Source organism: uncultured Algibacter sp. (genome assembly GCF_947495925.1).
In the GTDB taxonomy this organism is placed as follows: domain Bacteria; phylum Bacteroidota; class Bacteroidia; order Flavobacteriales; family Flavobacteriaceae; genus Algibacter_E.
The window spans coordinates 132927-153786 of sequence record NZ_CANMAU010000005.1 but is presented as its reverse complement, the minus strand read 5'-3'; the positions used below and the strand labels follow the sequence as shown (position 1 = coordinate 153786).

Annotated in this window: 17 protein-coding genes; 2 read left to right on the top strand and 15 right to left on the bottom strand. The window is 33.8% G+C overall.

Features of this window, described 5'->3' with window-relative positions; translation table 11 throughout:
• Nucleotides 1-84 precede the first annotated feature (84 nt).
• A complete protein-coding gene (locus Q0857_RS11825; protein ID WP_298535476.1) occupies nucleotides 85-2664 on the bottom strand; it encodes a zinc-dependent metalloprotease in 2580 nt (859 codons plus the stop codon).
• A 148-nt stretch (nucleotides 2665-2812) separates the two neighbouring features.
• Here Q0857_RS11825 and Q0857_RS11820 point away from each other — a divergent pair, with 148 nt between their 5' ends.
• Nucleotides 2813-3553, top strand: a complete 741-nt coding sequence (locus tag Q0857_RS11820) for an NYN domain-containing protein (protein WP_298535474.1) — start codon at nucleotides 2813-2815, stop codon at nucleotides 3551-3553.
• Nucleotides 3554-3555: 2 nt separating this feature from the next.
• Here Q0857_RS11820 and Q0857_RS11815 read toward each other — a convergent pair whose 3' ends face one another.
• The 12 genes from Q0857_RS11815 to thrA form a co-directional block, all read right to left on the bottom strand.
• Complete coding sequence (locus tag Q0857_RS11815) at nucleotides 3556-4605, bottom strand: ThuA domain-containing protein (protein WP_298535472.1); 1050 nt, start codon at nucleotides 4603-4605, stop codon at nucleotides 3556-3558.
• 89 nt (nucleotides 4606-4694) lie between these two features.
• Nucleotides 4695-5684, bottom strand: coding sequence for a Gfo/Idh/MocA family oxidoreductase (locus Q0857_RS11810; RefSeq protein ID WP_298535470.1), 990 nt, complete (start codon nucleotides 5682-5684; stop codon nucleotides 4695-4697).
• 1 nt (nucleotide 5685) lies between these two features.
• On the bottom strand, nucleotides 5686-6462 hold the full coding sequence (locus Q0857_RS11805) for a hypothetical protein (protein ID WP_298535468.1): 777 nt from the start codon (nucleotides 6460-6462) through the stop codon (nucleotides 5686-5688).
• A 41-nt stretch (nucleotides 6463-6503) separates the two neighbouring features.
• Entirely contained in the window at nucleotides 6504-7223 is a 720-nt protein-coding gene (locus Q0857_RS11800) for a YebC/PmpR family DNA-binding transcriptional regulator (protein ID WP_298535465.1), read from the bottom strand.
• A 127-nt stretch (nucleotides 7224-7350) separates the two neighbouring features.
• Nucleotides 7351-7641: a 4a-hydroxytetrahydrobiopterin dehydratase gene (locus Q0857_RS11795; RefSeq protein ID WP_298535462.1), complete on the bottom strand. Its 291-nt coding sequence runs from the start codon at nucleotides 7639-7641 to the stop codon at nucleotides 7351-7353.
• A gap of 54 nt (nucleotides 7642-7695) precedes the next feature.
• Nucleotides 7696-8529: a sugar nucleotide-binding protein gene (locus Q0857_RS11790; RefSeq protein WP_298535459.1), complete on the bottom strand. Its 834-nt coding sequence runs from the start codon at nucleotides 8527-8529 to the stop codon at nucleotides 7696-7698.
• Between the two features lie 22 nt (nucleotides 8530-8551).
• A complete protein-coding gene (locus Q0857_RS11785; protein WP_298535457.1) occupies nucleotides 8552-9466 on the bottom strand; it encodes a glutaminase in 915 nt (304 codons plus the stop codon).
• Nucleotide 9467: 1 nt separating this feature from the next.
• Complete coding sequence (gene gcvT, locus Q0857_RS11780) at nucleotides 9468-10550, bottom strand: glycine cleavage system aminomethyltransferase GcvT (protein WP_298535454.1); 1083 nt, start codon at nucleotides 10548-10550, stop codon at nucleotides 9468-9470.
• Nucleotides 10551-10658: 108 nt separating this feature from the next.
• A complete protein-coding gene (locus Q0857_RS11775; protein WP_298535452.1) occupies nucleotides 10659-11798 on the bottom strand; it encodes a putative porin in 1140 nt (379 codons plus the stop codon).
• Nucleotides 11799-11883: 85 nt separating this feature from the next.
• Nucleotides 11884-13179 carry a threonine synthase gene (thrC, locus tag Q0857_RS11770; RefSeq protein ID WP_298535448.1) on the bottom strand — a complete coding sequence of 432 codons (1296 nt, stop codon included), beginning with the start codon at nucleotides 13177-13179 and terminating at the stop codon, nucleotides 11884-11886.
• 1 nt (nucleotide 13180) lies between these two features.
• Nucleotides 13181-14104 (bottom strand): homoserine kinase, encoded by a 924-nt coding sequence (locus Q0857_RS11765; protein ID WP_298535929.1) that lies wholly within the window; start codon nucleotides 14102-14104, stop codon nucleotides 13181-13183.
• Between the two features lie 68 nt (nucleotides 14105-14172).
• Nucleotides 14173-16617, bottom strand: coding sequence for a bifunctional aspartate kinase/homoserine dehydrogenase I (thrA, locus tag Q0857_RS11760; RefSeq protein WP_298535446.1), 2445 nt, complete (start codon nucleotides 16615-16617; stop codon nucleotides 14173-14175).
• 344 nt (nucleotides 16618-16961) lie between these two features.
• Here thrA and Q0857_RS11755 point away from each other — a divergent pair, with 344 nt between their 5' ends.
• Nucleotides 16962-18518, top strand: coding sequence for an NAD(P)H-hydrate dehydratase (locus Q0857_RS11755; RefSeq protein ID WP_298535443.1), 1557 nt, complete (start codon nucleotides 16962-16964; stop codon nucleotides 18516-18518).
• A 28-nt stretch (nucleotides 18519-18546) separates the two neighbouring features.
• Here the strand turns inward: Q0857_RS11755 and Q0857_RS11750 are convergent, their stop codons facing one another.
• Nucleotides 18547-19920 (bottom strand): thioredoxin-like domain-containing protein, encoded by a 1374-nt coding sequence (locus tag Q0857_RS11750; protein ID WP_298535439.1) that lies wholly within the window; start codon nucleotides 19918-19920, stop codon nucleotides 18547-18549.
• Nucleotides 19921-20001: 81 nt separating this feature from the next.
• Nucleotides 20002-20856, bottom strand: coding sequence for a substrate-binding domain-containing protein (locus Q0857_RS11745; protein ID WP_298535436.1), 855 nt, complete (start codon nucleotides 20854-20856; stop codon nucleotides 20002-20004).
• Nucleotides 20857-20860 lie beyond the last annotated feature (4 nt).

The window sequence follows — 20860 nt, the reverse complement described above, 5'->3', positions numbered from 1 at the left end:
CCTAAAAAGAAACATGAGGCCCCAAATAAAAAAAAGCTACTTCAACAAGAAGTAGCTTTTTTGTTACCATAAATGATCGGACTTCTATTTTATTTCCTTGGAGGCATTATCAATTAAAACTCGTAAATGTTGCTTATGTGCTCTAGACGAAATGTCTCCTGATAAAGTACTCATCGTTCTTATACTTTTTAAATTATACAAAGCCATAGATTTTGCATGATGTGTGTATTTACTGCTTTGTTTCCCATTCAATATTTCAATTAGCATATTAGTATATTCTAACTGTAAATTTTGCCTGAGCGAATTTACATTTCCATATATATCTGCTTTAAAAATAGCGTTATTTAAATCCGTCATCATCGTTGAAAACTTATAAGTATTCCCATAAAGTTCTGAGTCCAATATTCTTTGTAAGGTGTTGGGATGTAATAAATGTGTAAGCACACGCTTTTGATATTTCAAAATTTGATTATGAATTTGAGGATCTTCTTGGGTGTAATCAAACCCACGCCTTTGTCTTGACAAATAATTATATAAGTCTTTAGGAGCAGTAAAGGCATTTGGTGCAAAAACATATGTTTTTAAGGCATGCATTGCTCTTTTTTGATCCGTATAACTTACCGGAGTATAAGGTTGATTAGCGCCCTCTTGACCAACCATGGCTCGATCAATATAAACACCTCCAATGTACCTTGATATAACGCCGGCTGCCGTAGCTTGTTGCCCAATAAGGATGTTGTAAACACGTTTTAGTTCTTCATAAGATTCATTTGTCTTAAGAAACTTATCCTTTGATGTTTTAAGCAATGTATTAGATAGTTTAATTCTATCAATTGCGTATGTAATGGCATCACTTGATTGATCGTGAATCATTACCCTAGGGTCAATGCCTTTTCCTGGAGAGCGCATGTCATCAGCATCATTTCCAAAAATGTGCTCTGGCCTTGTTGATTGTTTAAGTAATGTTTCACGGGAGGAGTCATTTTTAAATGGTGTATAGCCAAATTGAATGGCCCAAACATCATAAGGTCCTACAGCAACATCATCGTATTGGCCTTGCTTATGTCTATCTGGAACGATATTTAAAGTTGCATAATCCATAACTGATGCTGTTAAACACTTACCTTTTATGAACTCGGGATCATAAAGTTGTTCTGGAGAGTAGAGTTGGCTGGCCTTCATATTGTGATTTAGTCCTAAAGTATGCCCAACTTCATGCATAATAAGGGCTGTCATGGACTCTTTTTTTATCCGCTCTAATTCTAAATCATTTGCTCCTGAAGCAACTGCACTGGCCTGAGCATACATTAACTCTTGTTGCATGCCATGTGCAAATGAGCATTCATGTGTGTCGTACTCTGGTTCTATCTCGTCAGAAATATCCGAATTATATATTTTATCATAAAAAACTCGATTGGTAAAATGCACATATTCTAACATAATATCTGCCCCCAATATTTGTCCGGTTTTAGGGTTGACCATACTAGGCCCATAACCACCAAAAGGAGGTTGTGGTGATGATGTCCATCTTAAAACATTATATCTTATGTCTCCCGCATCCCAATCGGCATCATCTGGTTGAATTTTTACAACCATTGCATTTTTAATTCCAGCTTTTTCAAAAGCAACATTCCACTTTAAAACCCCTTCTGCTATAGTTTCTCTCCATTCTAATGGTGTTGAATTTTCAATCCACCAAACAATGGGTTTAACAGGTTCTGATACTTCGGCGTCTGGATTTTTCTTTTTTAAGTGCCATCTATGAACCAAATCTCTGTAAGCAACTGTTTTAGTTGAAGTTTGGTCATCTACTTTAGTAGTAAAATAGCCTACTCGCGGATCGTCATATCTAACTTCATAATCATTGTCGGGCAAGGCGATTAAACAATGTAAAACTTTAATACTTACATGTCTGGCATCAGAAACTGCATTAGAGCCTTTATTTAATACTGAGGGATTGTTATAAACATACTCAATCTCCAAATTTGTGTTTTCTGGATAATTTTTTATAGCCCTAATTTTGCTTTTATCTTTGTCTAACTTACCAAGTTTAAAAGCGGTAGGAGAGGCTCCCGGTTTACTCGCTGGTTTAATTTGCTTAAAAGTTTCTTTAAGAAATAAGTCATCAGCTTTTATAAGAAATAGACCTTTTTTCTGGTCTTGAGCTTCTATATTTAAGCTTAATAAAACCCCTTTACTTATGTTGGCATCTTTAGATTTTGACAAAGGGCTTTCTGGGTCAAAGTAAAATGATGTGTTTTGAATAACAAACTCAATTTTATCAAAATAGCGTTCGACTTTAAAAATTTTCGACCCTCTGTAAGAACCACGATTAATTCTGCCTGCATCTAAAACCCCATTGGTAATTTGTGCAAAATGAATATATTCAGTATTCAACTGATCTTCTTGTATTAGCATTTGAAGACTTCCTGTTATGGTATCTTGATAAATAGTGAATAAACCTTCTATCCTTTTGCTTGACTTTGTTAAGTCATCAATAGTTTTTTCATCTTCACTTTTTTTTGAGGTTTCTAAAACTACCTCTGTTTCATGTTTTTTCTTTTTCTTTTTTTTCTTTTGAGCTTCAGTAGCCTGAGGTAATAAGAGGATAAACGACATTAATACAAGGCCAAATGTCCTGGTGAACTTTGTTAAATTTATCATGCTAGAAATCGATTTTAGAAGGAAATATCCTTAATTATTTGAATTAGTCGTTTCAAAAATAGTGAGATTAAAAATCGTACCTATCTAAAGAAAAGTTAAATTACCTTCTTCTGTTAGATACGCCTTTTTATCCCTATATTTAGCAGATATGATAAAAGACACAAAAATCGCAGTGCTCATAGATGGTGATAACATTCCGTCAAAGTATATCTCTGAAATGATGGAAGAAATTACGAAGTATGGAACGCCAACTATAAAACGAATTTATGGGGATTGGACTAAGCCACATTTATCTAAATGGAAACATGTACTGCTTGAAAATGCCATTGCACCAATTCAACAGTACGGCTATACAACTGGCAAAAATGCTACGGATTCGGCTATGATTATTGATGCTATGGATATTTTGTATTCTGAAAAAGTGAATGGTTTTTGTTTAGTGTCTTCAGATAGTGATTTTACCAAACTAGCAACACGTTTGAGAGAGGCTGGCATGGTCGTTTATGGTATGGGAGAGAAGAAGACACCCAATCCATTTATAGTGGCTTGTGATAAGTTTATTTATTTAGAGATTCTTGCAAGTGATGATGAAGATCATGATAAAAATGAAAAAGGAGTAAAACCCAAAAAAGCCAATTTATACAATATTACCCCTAAAGTTATACGATTATTAAAAAACTCGGTTGCAGATGCTGCTGATGACGATGGATGGGCTTTTTTAGGCGATGTTGGTTCTTTAATTTTAAAGAAACAACCTAATTTCGATTCAAGGAATTTTGGTTTTCAAAAACTAACCCCTTTATTTAAATCCCTTAAACAATTTGAAATGGAACAGCGTGATCAATCCAATGGCCGTTTTAAATTAATTTATGTAAAAAACAAAGACTAAACTTATTTATCCCATTTACGAACAACCACTTTGTCAGCAGAAGGAAAATCGTTAGGAACTTTTTGAGTAACTTGCCCTGTTGCAGCCCATTCAACACCTCTTTGAAAAGTTGTAATAAATCCAGCACATTCAAAGGAATAATCCATATGCCCTAAAGCAGAATGAAAAATTCTACCGCTGCCATACTCAATAGCCATTAACATAGGTTCATGTCTTCCCGTTCCTGGTACCCCTTCTTTCCATGGTGGAGCATTTTTTTTTGCATCTGAATATGCGGTTGCTAGTATGGTCATATTTTCTCCGTGACCTCTCATACGGTCGTAGAGTTCATCTTTAGTGTGCATCCATAATTTGGGTAAGTCTTTCATTATAGGATGCTCAGGCGCTCTAGTTTGAAGCTGAAATTCATATTGCGGACCATGTGATGCACAAATACCATCAGAAGGATCTTTTACTATTTTATCTGTATCATTATAAAAAATATAAGGTCCAGATTCAACATCTCGTCCTCCCCAGGCTCCAAGCCCAATCATTCGATTGTATTCTTCCCAATCTCCCCAGGCATTGTTTGCAGCATGAACGAGAACAAAACCACCACCTTGTTTGATATAGTCCTGAAAATTTGCTTTAGTCTCTTTAGGCCACTCCGAAGATTTCCACCCCAAATTTGAGACCACAACGTCGTAAGCCTTAAAATTTGGACTGAAGTTTGGGTCATATTTCGTAGAATCAACAGCAGTTCGTTCAACTTTATCATTTAAAGGGTACATACTAAGTAATTCATTAATATCTGAAACACCTTCAACTTCATTATAATGAGGACCTATCCAAGTATACTTTTTTCTATTTATATCAACTTCAAATAAGCCCGTCTCCTCTAAATAATCTTTCATCATAAAAGTCGTTTTAGGCCATATCCCATGATTATTTTCTCCATCAACTATAAGGACTTTAAGTTTTGATTTTGGCACCTCTTTATTATTAGTGGTTCTAGACTTGCAACTTGAAAAAATGGTAAAAATAATACAGATTAAAATCAATTGAATTCTCATAAAATGAGTTTTTAAATATTAAGATTGAAAGATATAAAAAAGCTTGGTGTTTTTAGGAATCTAGTTAAAATGATAATTAAAATAATCTTCTAACTATTTAAAGTTCCTAAAATTTTATCCATTACCCAACTTGTATGTAAGGCTGTTTTACCCGTAGATGGGTGCTTCTTAAAGTTTGTAAAAGAGTCGCCCATGTTTTCTACGTGAAATTGCTGAATGTGTTTAGGATTTTCTATAAATAACGTTTCATTTTTTTTGTCACTTTTTAAAACTATTGGTTTTTCGTGAAATACAGAGAATTCTATAGTACCTTTATTCCCATAAATAGTAACCGTATCACTATGGTGGCTACACCCAAAATTCCATGTTCCCACGCCCGTAATTCCGTTTTTGTGTAACCAAGTTGCGGTAACAGCATCTTTTGCCGAATATAGTTTTTGCTGATTAGTAGCAATTCCCGTAGCCTCCACTATATTACCTAGAAGAAAAACAAACAAATCTAAACCATGACTTGCTAAGTCATCAAAATACCCACCTGGTGCTACTTGAGTATCTGTTCTCCAATTATACGCTTTTGATAAATCTTTTTCACTAGCTGGCTTACTAAGGTGTGTACTAATATGCCTAATCTCTCCAATAAAACCATCACGTATCCAATCTTTTACTTTTAAAAACCGTGGTAAAGAGCGCCTGTAATAAGACACAAATAAAGGTGTATTCAGTTTTTCAAAAGCTTCATAAATACTTAAGCTATCTTTATAACTGGGGGATAGCGGCTTTTCAATACAACAAGCTTTACCTACTTCTGCGACTTTTAAAGCATAATATTTATGCGTATCTGGTGGCGTTGCGATATATATGGCATCAATATTTGGGTCGTTTATTAGTTCATCGGCATCAGTATAAATATTTTCAATGTTATGACGTGTTGCATAATCTTTAAGTTTGGTAATATCCCTACGCATTACAGCATAAACTTTAAAACCTGGTGTTTGCTGATACGCTGGGCCACTTTTTATTTCTGTTACACTACCACACCCAATAAAACCCCAATTGACTGCTTTAACTGAGTCTCTCATTTTAACTTTGTTTTGGTGTTCCTAATAGATATAGAATTACTCCTGGTCCAGACTTAACTCTTTCTATTTCCCAATGGAATTGTTCTTTGTTTTTCAATTGATTTACAATCTCTTGCATCTCTTTTATTGAATATGTTCTTAAGCATGAAACAATACCATCCCAGAGCACAAATAATGGCACTATAGGAATTAGATATGTAAAAATAATTCGCCCTAATTTAAAAGGTCGAATAAATGGAGTTGTAAACAATACGCTTAAGGGAGAAAATAGCATAGCTATAATGCTCGGAACACTTCTTTCTTGAGCTTCAAAAACAGCAATACTACTGTTAGAGTTTACTGCGTTTTGCAATATTTTATGGGCGTCATTAGGTTTAAAATGGTGCAAAGACAAAAACTGTGTTCTTAGGCCTTTTAAATCATCAGGAACATTTTTAGCATCCACTGATGTGCTTATATAGCTAAAATTGTCAGATTGTTCAACCGTGTATTTAAAAGCAGATATGTTTGGAAAATAATCGGTTAAGACGATTTTTAAATTGGGAATATCTTTTTTTAACTTACTGTTTAACCAGAGTAAACCTCCGCCGCCACCAGATGCCAAATCAATAATGGTATTGGTGTTGGCTTTTTTTAATCCTTTTTTAATTACTGAAATTATGGGTTTATATAACTTTGTTTTGTTTGAAAGAAATTGTAGGAAATCTGTTCCATAATTTCTTATGGATTCTGGAAACCACTTTTGGTCTTCAAATTCAAAAAGATGTATTCTACCCATTTAAAAAAAGAGAGCTATTTAGGCTCTCTTATATTTTTTTATTACTCTGTTGTTTCTTCCATTGTGTGATAAACATTCTGCACGTCATCATCTTCTTCAAGTTTTTCTAAAAGCTTCTCAACGTCTGCAACCGCATCACCTGATAATGGCTTGGTAACTTGAGGAATACGCTCAAACCCAGAAGACAAAATTTCAATTTCTCTGTTTTCTAATTCAGCTTGAATGGCTCCAAAGCTTTCAAAAGGCGCATAAATTAATATACCATCGTCATCTGCAAAAACTTCTTCAGCTCCAAAATCAATAAATTCTAATTCTATTTCTTCAGGATCTAGTCCTTCACTATTAATTCTAAAATTACAAGTATGATCGAACATAAAAACAACAGAACCTGAGGTTCCAAGGCTTCCATCACATTTATTAAAATAGCTTCTAACATTAGCCACAGTACGGGTATTGTTATCAGTTGCTGTTTCTACTAAAATAGCGATACCATGAGGGGCATAACCCTCAAAAATCACTTCTTTATAATCGCCTTGACCTTTTTCGCTAGCCTTTTTTATAGCACGCTCCACATTATCCTTTGGCATGTTTACAGCCTTAGCATTTTGTATAACCGCCCTTAAACGGGAATTACTGTCTGGATCTGGCCCACCTTCTTTTACAGCCATAACAATATCTTTACCTATCCGTGTAAAGGCTTTACTCATGGCAGACCAACGTTTCATTTTTCTTGCTTTTCTAAATTCAAAAGCTCTTCCCATAATTTAAATTGTTTTATTTATTGTCCTAGCATAAACCAGAACTTTATTTTTTCTTCTATTCCGCTAAAGCGAAAGCTATCATTAATTTTAGGCTCACAAAGTTAAAAACCTATGAGGTAATTACAAATTATTCCTCAGGTTCTACAATATGCTCGATCGCAGCAGCCAATTTAAAATCTTTATTGGTTACCCCACCAACATCGTGGGTTGATAATGAAATGCTTAAAACATTATAAACGTTTGACCAATTTGGATGATGATTTAAAGCTTCGCACTCGAAAGCAATACGGCTCATTGCGCTAAAACAATCTTTAAAATTCTCAAACTCAAATTCGGCATGTATGGCGTTTTCAAAATAATCCCAATCTGGGTATCGTAATAGCTTTTTTTCTATATCTTCTAAAGATAGTTTACTCATAATACTGTAAAATATAATTGTTCCCAATTTAGGAAATTGTGCTTTTAAAATCAACTATATTTTTAATTCTGTTAATATGTCCTGACTATTTAATTGTAAATGTTTTGGAAGTTTGTTAAACTTTGGTAAAACGGCTAAATACCGGTCATCATTTGTAGTATATACGCGTTTATAATGTGTCGGGTTTTTAAATTCTAAAGTCGAAATTATTTCTTTAGTAAAATCATCATGATGAACCAAATCTTCACTTCCAAGGTGAAATATACCCGATTTATTTCGATTAATGATATAATGAATTTGCTGTGTTACCTTTGAATCGGTCGTAACATTCATTATCAAATTTGGAAATATTTCTATAGGCGCTTTGTCTTTATTCAATTCTATTATTTCAAGAACCCTTGGCGATTGCGGACCAAACACCATAGGAAGTCTTAATATGGCCACTTGCTTTTTAGGTAAGCGTAATAGCATGTTCTCAATTTTAATTTTGAAATGCCCATAAATACTATTACTATATGTTTTGTCTTGCTCGTAACTCGGATATTTACTGTAAGCATCAAACACGTTGGCTGAAGATAAGAAAAGGAGCTTTATTTTGTTCGAAAACACATATTCGGTAAGATGCTGATGCATTAATACTTGTTTGGAAAAGTCCCCACGTATGGCAGAAATAATAATGGTAGGCTTAACAATTTCTAAAATCTCGTAAATATCATCTTCTTCAATGTTATACTGAAAAAAGTGATTATTTTTTTCTAAAGCATTGTTAGCTGTACTATAAGTTCCAAAGGTCTTAAAATAGGCGCAAAGTTCTTTGTAAATGGATCCGCCTAAATAACCACTGGCACCAATAATTAATATTCTATGTTTGTCTTCTCTCTTTAGCATATATCAAACATCAAAAGACCTTTTAAAAAATAGATAGCTTTGTTTTGGTTGTAAATTGTTCAAGTGATTGCATGCCTAATAAAGAATTACCTTTGGGATTTAAACCGGGAGCCCAAGTAGTAATTACAAAATGATTTGGTAACAAAGCCACAATGCCACCGCCAACACCACTTTTGCCTGGCAATCCTACTTCAAATGCAAATTCGCCAGCTTCGTCGTAAAATCCACACGAGAGCATAAGGGCATTAATGCGTTTAGCTTGTGTTTTTGTTAGTCTAGATTTATTAAGTAAACAGTTTCCTTTATTGGCTAAAAAGAAAAAAGTATGGTTTAATTGACTACAAGTCATTTCAATAGAACATTGATAAAAATAAAAGTCTAATACATCTTCAACGGCATTTTCTAGATTATTAAATGACTTTAAAAGATTAGCGGCTGCATAATTTTTAAATCCAGTTATTTTTTCTGATAACGCTACATCTTCATTAAAACCAATGCTATCATCATTGGCTAAATCTCTTATATAACGCAAGAAATCATCTTTAGGATTCTTTAAATATGAAAGTAAAATATCGGCAATTACGATAGCACCAGAATTGATAAATGGGTTTCTGGGAATCCCTTTTTCAACTTCAAGTAAAGCCAATTGATTAAAAGGGTGCCCTGAAGGTTCAACACCAACGCGTTGCCAAACGGTTTCACCAATTAAAGCTATTGCCTTAGAAAGTGCTAGTACTTTTGAAATACTTTGAATGGAGAATGAAGTATAGCAATCTCCAATTCCAAATTCAAATCCGTCTATGGTTTTAAGATGAATACCAAATTTATTTTTATCAATGTGTGCTAATTCAGGAATATAAGTTGCTACTTGCCCTTTGTTAGTTTTAGATGATAAATCACGATGAATATCGCCCAATATAGCTTTGTAATCTTGCATTTTAGCTTTTGTAAAATGGCAGTTTAACAACCGTGGCAGAAATAGCCTTTTTTCTAATTTGAATATGTATTTTGCTACCTAAGTCGGCAAAAACAACTGGTACATAACCTAATCCAATCCCTTTTCCCAGAGAAGGAGACATGGTGCCCGAAGTTACGATTCCAATTTTATTTCCGTTACCATCAACAATAGCATAATCATGACGCGGGATACCACGATCTTCTAATTCAAAGGCAATAAGTTTTCGTTTCGGTCCGCGCTCTTTTTCTTGTTTTAGCGCTTCAGAATTCGTAAACTCTTTTGTGAATTTTGTTATCCAGCCTAATCCAGCTTCAATAGGAGAGGTATTATCATTTATATCATTTCCGTAAAGACAGTAACCCATTTCTAAGCGCAAAGTATCACGTGCTGCTAATCCAATAGGCTTTATACCGTAATCTGCTCCAGCTTCTAAAACCTTATCCCAAATTTGTTTGACTTCAGAATTTTTGCAGTAAATTTCAAATCCTCCACTACCCGTATAACCGGTTGCAGAAATAATAACATGGTCTATTTCCGCAAAATCACCAACTACAAAATTATAAAACTTAATAGCCGATAAATCATGACTACTAAGACTTTGCATAGCCTCAATGGCTTTCGGGCCTTGAACAGCTAATAAAGAATAGTCTTCACTTAAATTTCGTATATTAGCACCTATGTCATTTTTAGATTGTATCCAATTCCAATCCTTTTCAATATTACTGGCATTAACTACCAGTAAATAGGTGTTTTCTTTAATTTTATAAATTATTAAATCATCAACAATACCTCCATCATCATTAGGTAAGCATGAGTATTGGGCTTTTCCAATCGTTAATTTGGAAGCATCATTACTGGAAACCTTCTGAATTAAATCGAGAGCATGTTCACCCTCAATTAAAAACTCGCCCATATGAGATACATCAAAAACACCCACAGCACATCTAACGGTTTCATGTTCAATATTTACACCTTCATATTGTACAGGCATATTGTATCCGGCAAAAGGAACCATTTTGGCACCAAGTGTTTCATGAGTTGATGATAAGGCTGTGTTTTTCATTTATAAATTCACTTTAAATTTTAATGAAAACAAATGTATTGAAAAAATATAGATATAGCTTTTAGTGAGGAAAAGCTTAACAGTAATTGTACTGAGGTTAAGAAAAAATTAAAATCTAATATCTAAATCTAATCGTATACGATCTCCATTTTCTTTGGTAATTCCGAATGGGATCAATTGCTCAACTTTGTAATACTTTAAAGTAAGTTTCATGTTTTTTTGTATTCCATAACTTGCTACTAACTCAATGCCTTGCATATTTGTTAGACGTCCGTCGGGAGAGTCAAATGAAGAATAATCCCATCTTGCCCAGTCATTTTGAGCTAAAAAATCAACAGCAGCATAGCGTTCTAAATAGGTGTAAGTAGCTTTAAATTTCCAATCACCTCTATTGTTTAATTTTCCATATCCTATCCCAGAAATAAAGCCATGTTTCTGATTTTTAAAGGCTTTATCAATATTTGTGTTACTATTGTAATCTTCAAAATTATAATAGTAATCTAACTCCAGAAAAAGAGGTTCCGATGTTAATAGGGCATAGGATGCTCCAAGATTGAAAATGGAATAGTTAAAAAGAAATGTATCGCCACCATCTGGAATATTAGGCATATTTCGAAACAAATATAGTGAGCCGAAAAGGTCGAACTCTTTGTTGAATAGTTTGGAATGTACTTGTAAGCCTTGAAAATAACTATCTTGATCTAGACTCATGCCACTGGTTCTTATAATAAAATGCCCTGCACTAATATCTAGCCTCTCATGACGTTGAGGATTTAATCGAAATTTCTTTTTGAAAAACACACCTTCTGGATACACATTATCACTCCAAAACAACTCATGCTGTTTATAAAAAGGAAATGTGTTTTTTCCTAGCCATAAGGCATAACTTTTATCTTCTGCTTTAAAGTATAACTTTTCCAACCCAATAGGAAGCGTATTAAATTCTCCAAAACCATCACCTAAAGTTAATTGCGGGTCTTGTTGCTTATTGGCAAATCCTGTTCGCAATCTGGCTCCAAAAGAAGCCCATTCGTTATATTGATAATCAAAACCTGCTCTTAATCTATATCTAAGTCTGGTTCTATCTTCTCTGTAAGTACCATCAGGCTTTATTGAGTTCCAATCTTCTTCTATTCTAAACCGAAAATCGGCATTAAAATTCAACTTTTTAGAATCTTGACCCGAGGAAATAAGAGGTAAAACAAAAAAGTAAATTAAAAAATATGACCCGAATATTGATTTAGCCATGATAAAGTTTAGTTTTTGAAAAACGTAAACTTAAGACTAGCTAAGCCATGAAAAAATGATTTAAATCATAAACTAAATACCTGAATTAAGATTGCAATAAATAGCTTTTAAGATCTTCATACGTTGAAATAGATATAGCTTCTTTTTCTCTACCCATAACGGACTGAATTTGTTCAGGTAACGGTTGCTCTTCTTTAATAACTTCTTTAACCACATCTAAAAATTTGGTAGGATGCGCGGTCTCTAAGAATACACAGTGTACTTTTGGGTTTTCTTTTAAGTAAGCTTTACTTCCTAAATAACCAACAGCACCATGTGGATCGGCCACATAGTCATATTGTTTATAAATCTCTAACATAGCCGCTTTAGTTTCTTCGTCTGTAAAACTATATGATGATACGTTATTTTTTAACTCCTTAAAGTTATTTTTATAAATTTCTTGGATTCGAATAAAGTTACTTGGCGCACCCACATCCATAGCATTTGATACAGTTTGGATAGATGGCTTTGGCTCGTATAATTGAGAAACTAAATACCTAGTCACCACATTGTTTACATTGTTTGAAGCTACAAAATGTTTAATTGGTAAGCCTAATTGTTGCGCCATCATACCAGCACAAACGTTACCAAAATTTCCGCTAGGTACTGAAAAAACAATATCGTCGTGTTCCTTATGTAACTGTTTGTAAGTAAACATAAAGTAGAACAATTGAGGTAACCAACGTGCTACATTTATTGAGTTTGCAGAAGTTAATTGCATTTTACTTGTTAAACTTTCATCCAGAAAAGCTGTTTTAACCATGGCTTGACAATCGTCAAACGTACCATTAACCTCAAGTGCTTTAATATTTTGACCTAAGGTAGTTAATTGTTTTTCTTGAATGTCGCTAACCTTACCACTGGGGTATAGAATAACCACATTTACACCTTTAACACCTAAAAAACCATTGGCAACAGCTCCTCCAGTATCACCCGAGGTTGCAACTAAAACCGTTACCTCTTCGCTATTATTTTTATTAAAATAGCCTAAACAACGTGCCATAAAACGAGCTCCAACATCTTTAAACGCCATGGTTGGTCCATGAAACAATTCTAGAGTAGAAATGTTATCACTTAATTTTACCACAGGAAAATCAAAGCATAAGGTTTCCTCAACGATAGTTTTTAATATTTCTTCTGGAATCTCAGGAGATACAAATTGTTTTATTGCTTCAAAAGCTATTTCTGAATATGATAAATTATCAATATTGTCGAAGAAAGATTTTGGTAAAGGTGTTATACTTTCAGGGAAATATAAGCCTTTATCTGGCGCAAGCCCTTTTATTACAGCATTTTTAAAAGTTGTATTTGGAGCTTGTTTATTTAAACTATAATAGTTCATTTTAATTAATAATTTTAACACCATTGGTGTTTATTTTTGAGACATGTATTTCAAAAGCAATTCCTGTTTTAGAATATATACTTTCCATCGCATCTTTTACTTTAATAGCCGTTTCAGAACTTTTACTGAGTGAAAATATTGAAGGTCCAGAACCAGAAATTCCAGCACCCAATGCGCCAGCCTTTAAAGCAGCAGTTTTAACAGCATTAAATTCAGGGATTAATTTACCTCTGTGAGGTTCTACAATAACATCAGTTAAAGAGTTGCTAATTAAATCATAATCACTAGTATGCAAAGCGTGTACTAAGCTTCCTAAATTTGCCCATTGCTCTATGGCTTCAGACAAAGGCACTTCTTTTGGAAGAATGGCTCTTGATTCTGAAGTTTTAATTTCTATCTGAGGATGAATAATAGTTGCGTACAAATCATCAGGAGAAGGTATTTCTAAAATTCGTAACGGCGAAATACTTTTTACCAATGTAAACCCACCAAATAGGGCAGGAGCCAAATTATCGGCATGCTCACATTTACTTGCTAAGGCTTCGCCTTTAATGGCAAATTCAGTGAGTTGCGTTTTGCTGAAAGGCCTATTTAGTAATTCATTCATTCCAAAAACACTACCCACGGCACTAGCGGCGCTACTCCCAATTCCACTCCCAGGTTTAATGTTTTTATAAATTTCAATTTCGAAACCAAAGTCAACATCAATAGCATCGTACATGGCCAAAGCTGAAACACCTGCTACATTTAATTCAGCCTCGTATGGTAAATTAAAACCTTCAATACGCGTAATGTGAATCCCCTTCTTATCGGTTTTCCGTATTACCATATCATCTCCAACACTATCCAGACAAAAGCCCAAAACATCAAACCCACAGGCAACATTGGCTACGGTAGCAGGAGAGAATATTTTTATTTCGTTCATTTTTTCAATTAAATAATTTTCGGCCGCACTGCTACAAGAAATATCACTTTGATTATGTAGTTCCATAATTAATCGTTTCCTAATCTAATAATATCTGCAAACAATCCAGAAGCCGTTACATCTGCTCCAGCTCCAGCTCCTTTAATAATCATAGGTTGTTCTGGATAACGCTCTGTATAAAACATGACAATATTATCGCTTCCCTCTAAATTATAAAATGGATGCCCTTCTGGAATTTCTTGTAAACCAACACTTGCCTTTCCGTTATCAAATTTTGCCACATATTTTAGCTGGCAATTATTCGCTTTCGCGGAAGCAAATAAAGCCTGATAATGGGCCTCATCTGCAATTAATGTTTTATAGAAATCATCTACAGAATCGCTTTTAAGTCCAGCTTCCGAAAGGAAAGAACTATTCTCGATATCCTCCAAATTCATTTCAACGCCACTTTCTCTGGCTAAAATCAAGATTTTCCTAGCCACATCAACTCCACTTAAATCTATTCTTGGATCTGGCTCAGTATATCCTTCAGCACCAGCTTGTTTTACAATGTCATAAAATTTTGTTGAATCATTGAAATTATTAAAAACAAAGTTTAAACTACCCGATAAAACCGCCTGAATAGAATTAACCTTATCGCCAGAAGCCACCAAGTTATTTAGGGTATCAATTATAGGCAAACCTGCTCCAACATTTGTTTCAAACAAAAACGGCGCATTGTATTTTAACGACAAGCGTTTTAGTAATTTATAGTTTTCAAAATCACTTGAGCATGCAATTTTATTGCAAGCTACAATAGCTATGCTTTCTCTTAAATATTGAGCATATAAATCTGAAATATCTTTGTTAGCAGTTACATCAACAAAAATACTATTGCGTAGGTTTAAAGCTTTTACGTTTTCAAAAAAGCCTTGTAAGCTAGCTTCTTCACCATTAGCTATATCAGCTTTCCAGTTTTTTAAACTCAACCCGTTTTCATCCAATATCATACGTCTTGAATTTGACAATCCAATAACACGTAATTTGATTTTTAAGTTGTCTTTTAGGTATTTCTTTTGTTGCTTTATTTGCTCAACCAAGCGTTCACCAACATTACCAACACCTGTTATAAATACATTAATTTGTTTATTTTGAGCTTCAAAAAACTGCTCATGCAATATATTCAAAGCTTTCTTTACATCCTTTTCTGCAATTACAGCTGTAATGTTTTTTTCTGATGCGCCTTGAGCAATAGCTCTAATATTAATATTGTTTTTGCCTAAGCTACTAAACATTTTACCACTAATTCCTTGATGATTTTTCATGTTATCACCAACCAAAGCGATAATTGATAATCCTGTTTCAATTATTATAGGTTCAATTTTATCTAATGCAATCTCGTTTTCAAAAATGGCATCGATAGCAATTTTGGCATTTTCGGCATCTTTTTCTTCTATAGCCAAGCAAATCGAGTGTTCTGAAGATGCTTGGGTAATCATGATTATATTAATTTTTTCCTGAGATAAGGTTTCAAACAAACGCTTTGAAAACCCAGGAATACCAACCATTCCGCTTCCTTCTAAAGTTAACAAGGCAACATTACTAATATTACTTATTCCTTTTACTGGAGCAGTAGAATTAGTTTCGTCATTTGAAATGATTGTGCCAACGGCCTCAGGTTCTAACGTGTTTTTTATATGAATTGGAATATCCAAACTCAATACAGGCTGGACTGTTGGCGGGTACAATACTTTGGCTCCAAAATGCGATAATTCCATAGCTTCTTGATATGAAATTTTATCAATAGGGTAAGCCTGTTTTACAAGTTTTGGGTTGGTAGTAAACATACCGCTAACATCTGTCCAGATTTCTAATTGATCAACGTTTAAGGCTGCAGCTACAATAGCAGCGGTAAAGTCAGAACCTCCACGCCCTAGGGTAGTAATTTCCCCAATTCTAGATTTTGAAATAAACCCAGGCAGAATAGTGATGTTTTCCTTAGCAGATTTAAAGTAATCTCTAATATTTTGGTTTGTAATGCTATAATCTACCTCTGCTTTTGAGAAATTCGAATTAGTAATAACTAATTCCTGAGAGTTCTTTCTATCTGCAGAAAGCGCTCTGTTTTTCATAGTCTCAGCAATAATGAAAGAGGATAGCAACTCACCATAACTCACTAATTTATCTGAAGTTTTGGGAGATAATTCGTTAATTAAATATATACCTTCAAGCAAACTTTTTAAGCCGTTTAACTTGTCTTGAACGTAATCCAAAACAGTTTCATTTTCATTAGGGTTAAGCTCTTTTATAATATCAAAATGTCTTTCAACAATCTCTTCATAAGTTTCTAAAAAATTATGATCTTTATTTAAAGCTTGTTTGCCGGCCAAAAGCAATTTGTCAGTAATGCCACCAACGGCAGAAACTACGCAAACTACAGAATCATTTTCCCCATAGTTTTCTAAAATACTAATAACGTTATTTATGTTTTTTGAAGAACCAACTGATGTTCCACCAAATTTTAAAACTTTCATGTTTTAATGTCTTGAATAATTAAAAATAATACTTGAAATGTTGTGATTATTAAAATCACAAATATAGCCTGAAGAATATATAACTAGCAACCCCAAAGGGTTGTGATGTTTGTAGTTGTACCAAAAATAGCAGCTGTTCCTTTTGTAGAAAAAGGAATTGATTGCTTTATATTTTGGTTGAAATGATTCATTATCGTTATATAATACGCATCAAAAGTATTACATTTAACTCTATAAAAAAACAAAATCATTTTTTTTATGGTATTCTTATATTGACTGGTGTTTCATAGAAAAAAAATGAGAAACTACAATAAGAACTGAAAAATCAATAACAGACTTTAATAATGAAAATATTCTCAAAAGACCAAATATATAGCGGTGATAAGTTGACTACTGAACGACAAGATATTTCTTCTACCGATTTGATGGAACGTGCGGGTATTGGAATTTTTAATTGGATGCATTTACGTATGCAGGGTGCTCAAGTACCTATTCATGTATTTTCAGGAATTGGAAATAATGGCGGGGACGGATTGGTTTTAGCTAGGCATTTAATAACTCATGGTTATAATGTACATACTTATATTATTAATTGCAGTGATAAGCGTTCAAAAGATTTTTTAATCAACTATGATAGAATTAAAAATGTAACTAAAAAATGGCCAGAACTACTTAATTGTGCCGATGATTTTCCTGAGATACAGCCTGAAGATATTATTGTAGATGGCGTTTTTGGGATAGGGTTGAACAGACCTATTGATGATTGGGTGAAAAACCTATTCATACATTTTAGGAATAGTAAAGCTTTTACCTTGTCTATTGATGTGCCTTCCGGACTTTATACTGATAAGGCTGTTATTGATGAAAATGCTGTAGTTTGGGCAGGGTTTACTTTGAGTTTTGCCTCGCCAAAGCTGGTTTTCTTTTTACCTGAGACCGCAAAATATACAGTGCAATGGGACGTTTTAGATATTGGTTTAGATCCTGAGTTTTTATCTTCCACACAAACGAGCACTGAACTAATTGGTAAACATGAAATACTCCCTAATTACGTTCCTAGAGATAAATTTTCACATAAAGGCGATAACGGACATGTATTAATAATTGGAGGAAGCTATGGGAAAATTGGTGCCGTGACTTTGGCGAGCAAAGGGGCGTTATCGGTTGGATCTGGATTGGTTTCAGCATATGTTCCAAAGTGCGGATATATTCCTTTACAAGCATCATTTCCTGAGGCAATGGTTATTACCAGTGAAGATGACGACTTAATAAGGTCTATAAGCTTTGATATTAAACCAACTGTAATTAGCATTGGAGTTGGACTTGGGACTCATACTAAAACCGTAAGTGTCTTTAAATCCTTTTTGAAAAGCAATAAAACGCCATTGGTTGTAGATGCAGATGGAATCAATATTTTATCTAAAGATAAAAACTTATTAAAACTACTCCCGGAGCAGACCATTTTAACACCACACCCCAAAGAATTAGAACGCTTAATTGGAGTCTGGGAAAATGATTTTGAAAAACTTGAGAAAGTAAAGGCGCTTTCAAAAAAGCATAATATAATTATTGTTATTAAAGGCGCTCATTCTACAACTGTTTTTGATGGCAAACTTTATATAAATACTACGGGAAATCCTGGCTTAGCTACCGCAGGAAGTGGCGATGTACTAACAGGAATTATTACAGGTTTAATTGCCCAAGGTTATAATCCACTTGTGGCGGCTATATTTGGGGTCTATTTACATGGCAAATCTGCTGATATTGCGGTAGAGGATTGTGGTTATCAGAGTTTGATAGCAAGTCATGTTATTGAGTACTTAGGGGCTGCCTTTCTAGATTTATTTAAACAACCTGACCCGCCGCCAGTGAATGAAGAAAAACAAAAACAGGAAGGATAAAAAAAAGCCGCAGATAGCGGCTTCAATTTTAAATATTCTCTTCTTGAAATAAAGCTTCTAATGTTGGGTCTGATGGTCTTGGGGCATTATGGTCTACAATCTTACCTTCAGGATCAATCAAAATAAACCTAGGAATACCTTGAATTTGATATTCTTTTACAAAATTTGAGTTCCAGTCGTTATCAGCCATTAATTGCGTACCGCTTAATGCTTTATCGGCAACCATAGCTGTCCATTTATCATGGTCGGTAAGTTTGTCAATTGAAACACTTACAAACTCTATATTCTTACCATGGTATTGCTTTTCAATTTCTTTTAGTGCAGGAATCTCTCTTATACAAGGTCCACACCAAGTTGCCCATACATCTACGTATACATATTTCCCCTTTAAATCAACTAAGGATGTGGTTCCACCTTTGTAGTTTTCATAGTTTTCAAACTTAGGTGATACGTTACCCTTCGCAAGAGCAGTAAGTTTCTTATATTTTTCTGTTATGATTTCATTGTTATCTTGATTGGTCGAGTTTGCCATAAAAGTGTCGTAAAAAACTTTAATATCACTAGAGTAGCTCATATTGAAGTTTGCAAATTCAAACAGCAAATCATTTTTAATAACCTCACTTTTATTAGTGCTTGTTATTTTCACAAAAGCTAGGTCGTTTGTTAAAGAATCTTTTTCAGCTAATTTTCTTGATTCTTCTACAAAATGATTTGAAACTATTCGTTTGTAGTTGTCAGAGAACACATAATCTTCTTCATTTGAATAATCAAATGCCACAAACTCTTTTAAAAAGTCATCAGAGGTTTGGAAGGATTCATTTTTAGTAAAATACCTATGAGCCCCTTCATAGTCCATTAAGCTTTTTAAATAAAAATAGCGAATGTTTCTCTTTTCATTCTTAACAAATTCTTTTGAAAGTCCACTAGTGTTATTTAATAATCCAAACAGGGTGTCTTTTATTTTTGTAAACTTGGATTTAAAATCACTTTCATTAAGAGTATATGTTTCATTAGCGTTACCAAACATTCTACGCTCTGTTTTTTTTCGCGCCATAATATAGTTTGACACTTCAGATCCTACTCCTGTAATAGAGAGTGTGTTTTCAAAATCGCTGGCATCATAATTTATATTTAATTTATCGCCAGCTTCAAGTCTAATAAAAATAGGGTTTTGTCCATCATATAAAACGTACGACTTATTATCCAAGGCAAGTGTATCACTAAAAGAACCGTCTTCAGTAAATTCGATACTTTCAGAAAAAGACCTATTGAGGCTGTTTATTGTAACAGCGCCTACTGGCTTATTTGTTATTTTTCCAGATATAATGGCGTAATCCGGCTGAATGTCCTTTTTACATGCTAAAAACACAATCGCCGAAGCGAATATTAATACTTTTTTCATTATTTAGTTTTAAATTGAGTCAAAAATAAACAATTGTATATTTTTTCTATTGACTTTGATAAATTATTAACATTGGAAAGTTTATAGATTAAGGGTTAACCTTTTGTAACTTACAACTTCAGGAATGATATTTAGTTTAAACAATTCATTCTGCACATGCATGACTGTATCTTCATCTATTAAATCTTGAGACCATTCTGTAATACTCAACCATTCCTGTACATCACTTAATTCCTGCTCATATCTATTTGCTATGGTTTTATCTATACTGGGGATATCCTTAAATTCTTTAGTAGTGCTATTTATAATGTTAAGAATAGTTTTCAGTTCTTTCTTATTTGATTTTATAAAATCTTCGCTAACAGCTATAACAAAACAAGGCCAAGGTGAAGGGCAATTATCAATTCGTCTAAAAACGCCATTATCTACCAAAGGTTTTGTGGTAAATTTTTCCCAAAGGAAATAATCGGCATCTCCCTCGGTTAAACCTTTAATTGCACCATTTAAATCTTTTATAACTTCAAAATCTAAATCTTTTTCTAGATTCCAATTATTGTTTTGTGCATGAATATAAGCCATTAAATGAGAACCAGAACCATATCTACTTATGGCTGCTTTCATTCCTTTCAAATCCTCTATAGTTTTATAAGATGAATTTTGAGCTACATGGACACCCCAAATAAGTGGAGTTTGTACAAAAGTTTGCACAATTTTACTGGGGTTACCATCAATTATATCTTTTATAATACCTTCAGTTAAAATAACCGCAATATCAATATCTCCATTTCTTAAACCTTTACACATGGCGCCTGTGCCTCCCGGGTAATCGTGCCATCTCAGGTTTATATTCTCTTCTTTGAATTCTCCTTCTTTCAGTGTTAAATACCAGGCTAAATTAAAGTGCTCAGGCACACCACCTATGTTTACTTTCTTCATTAAT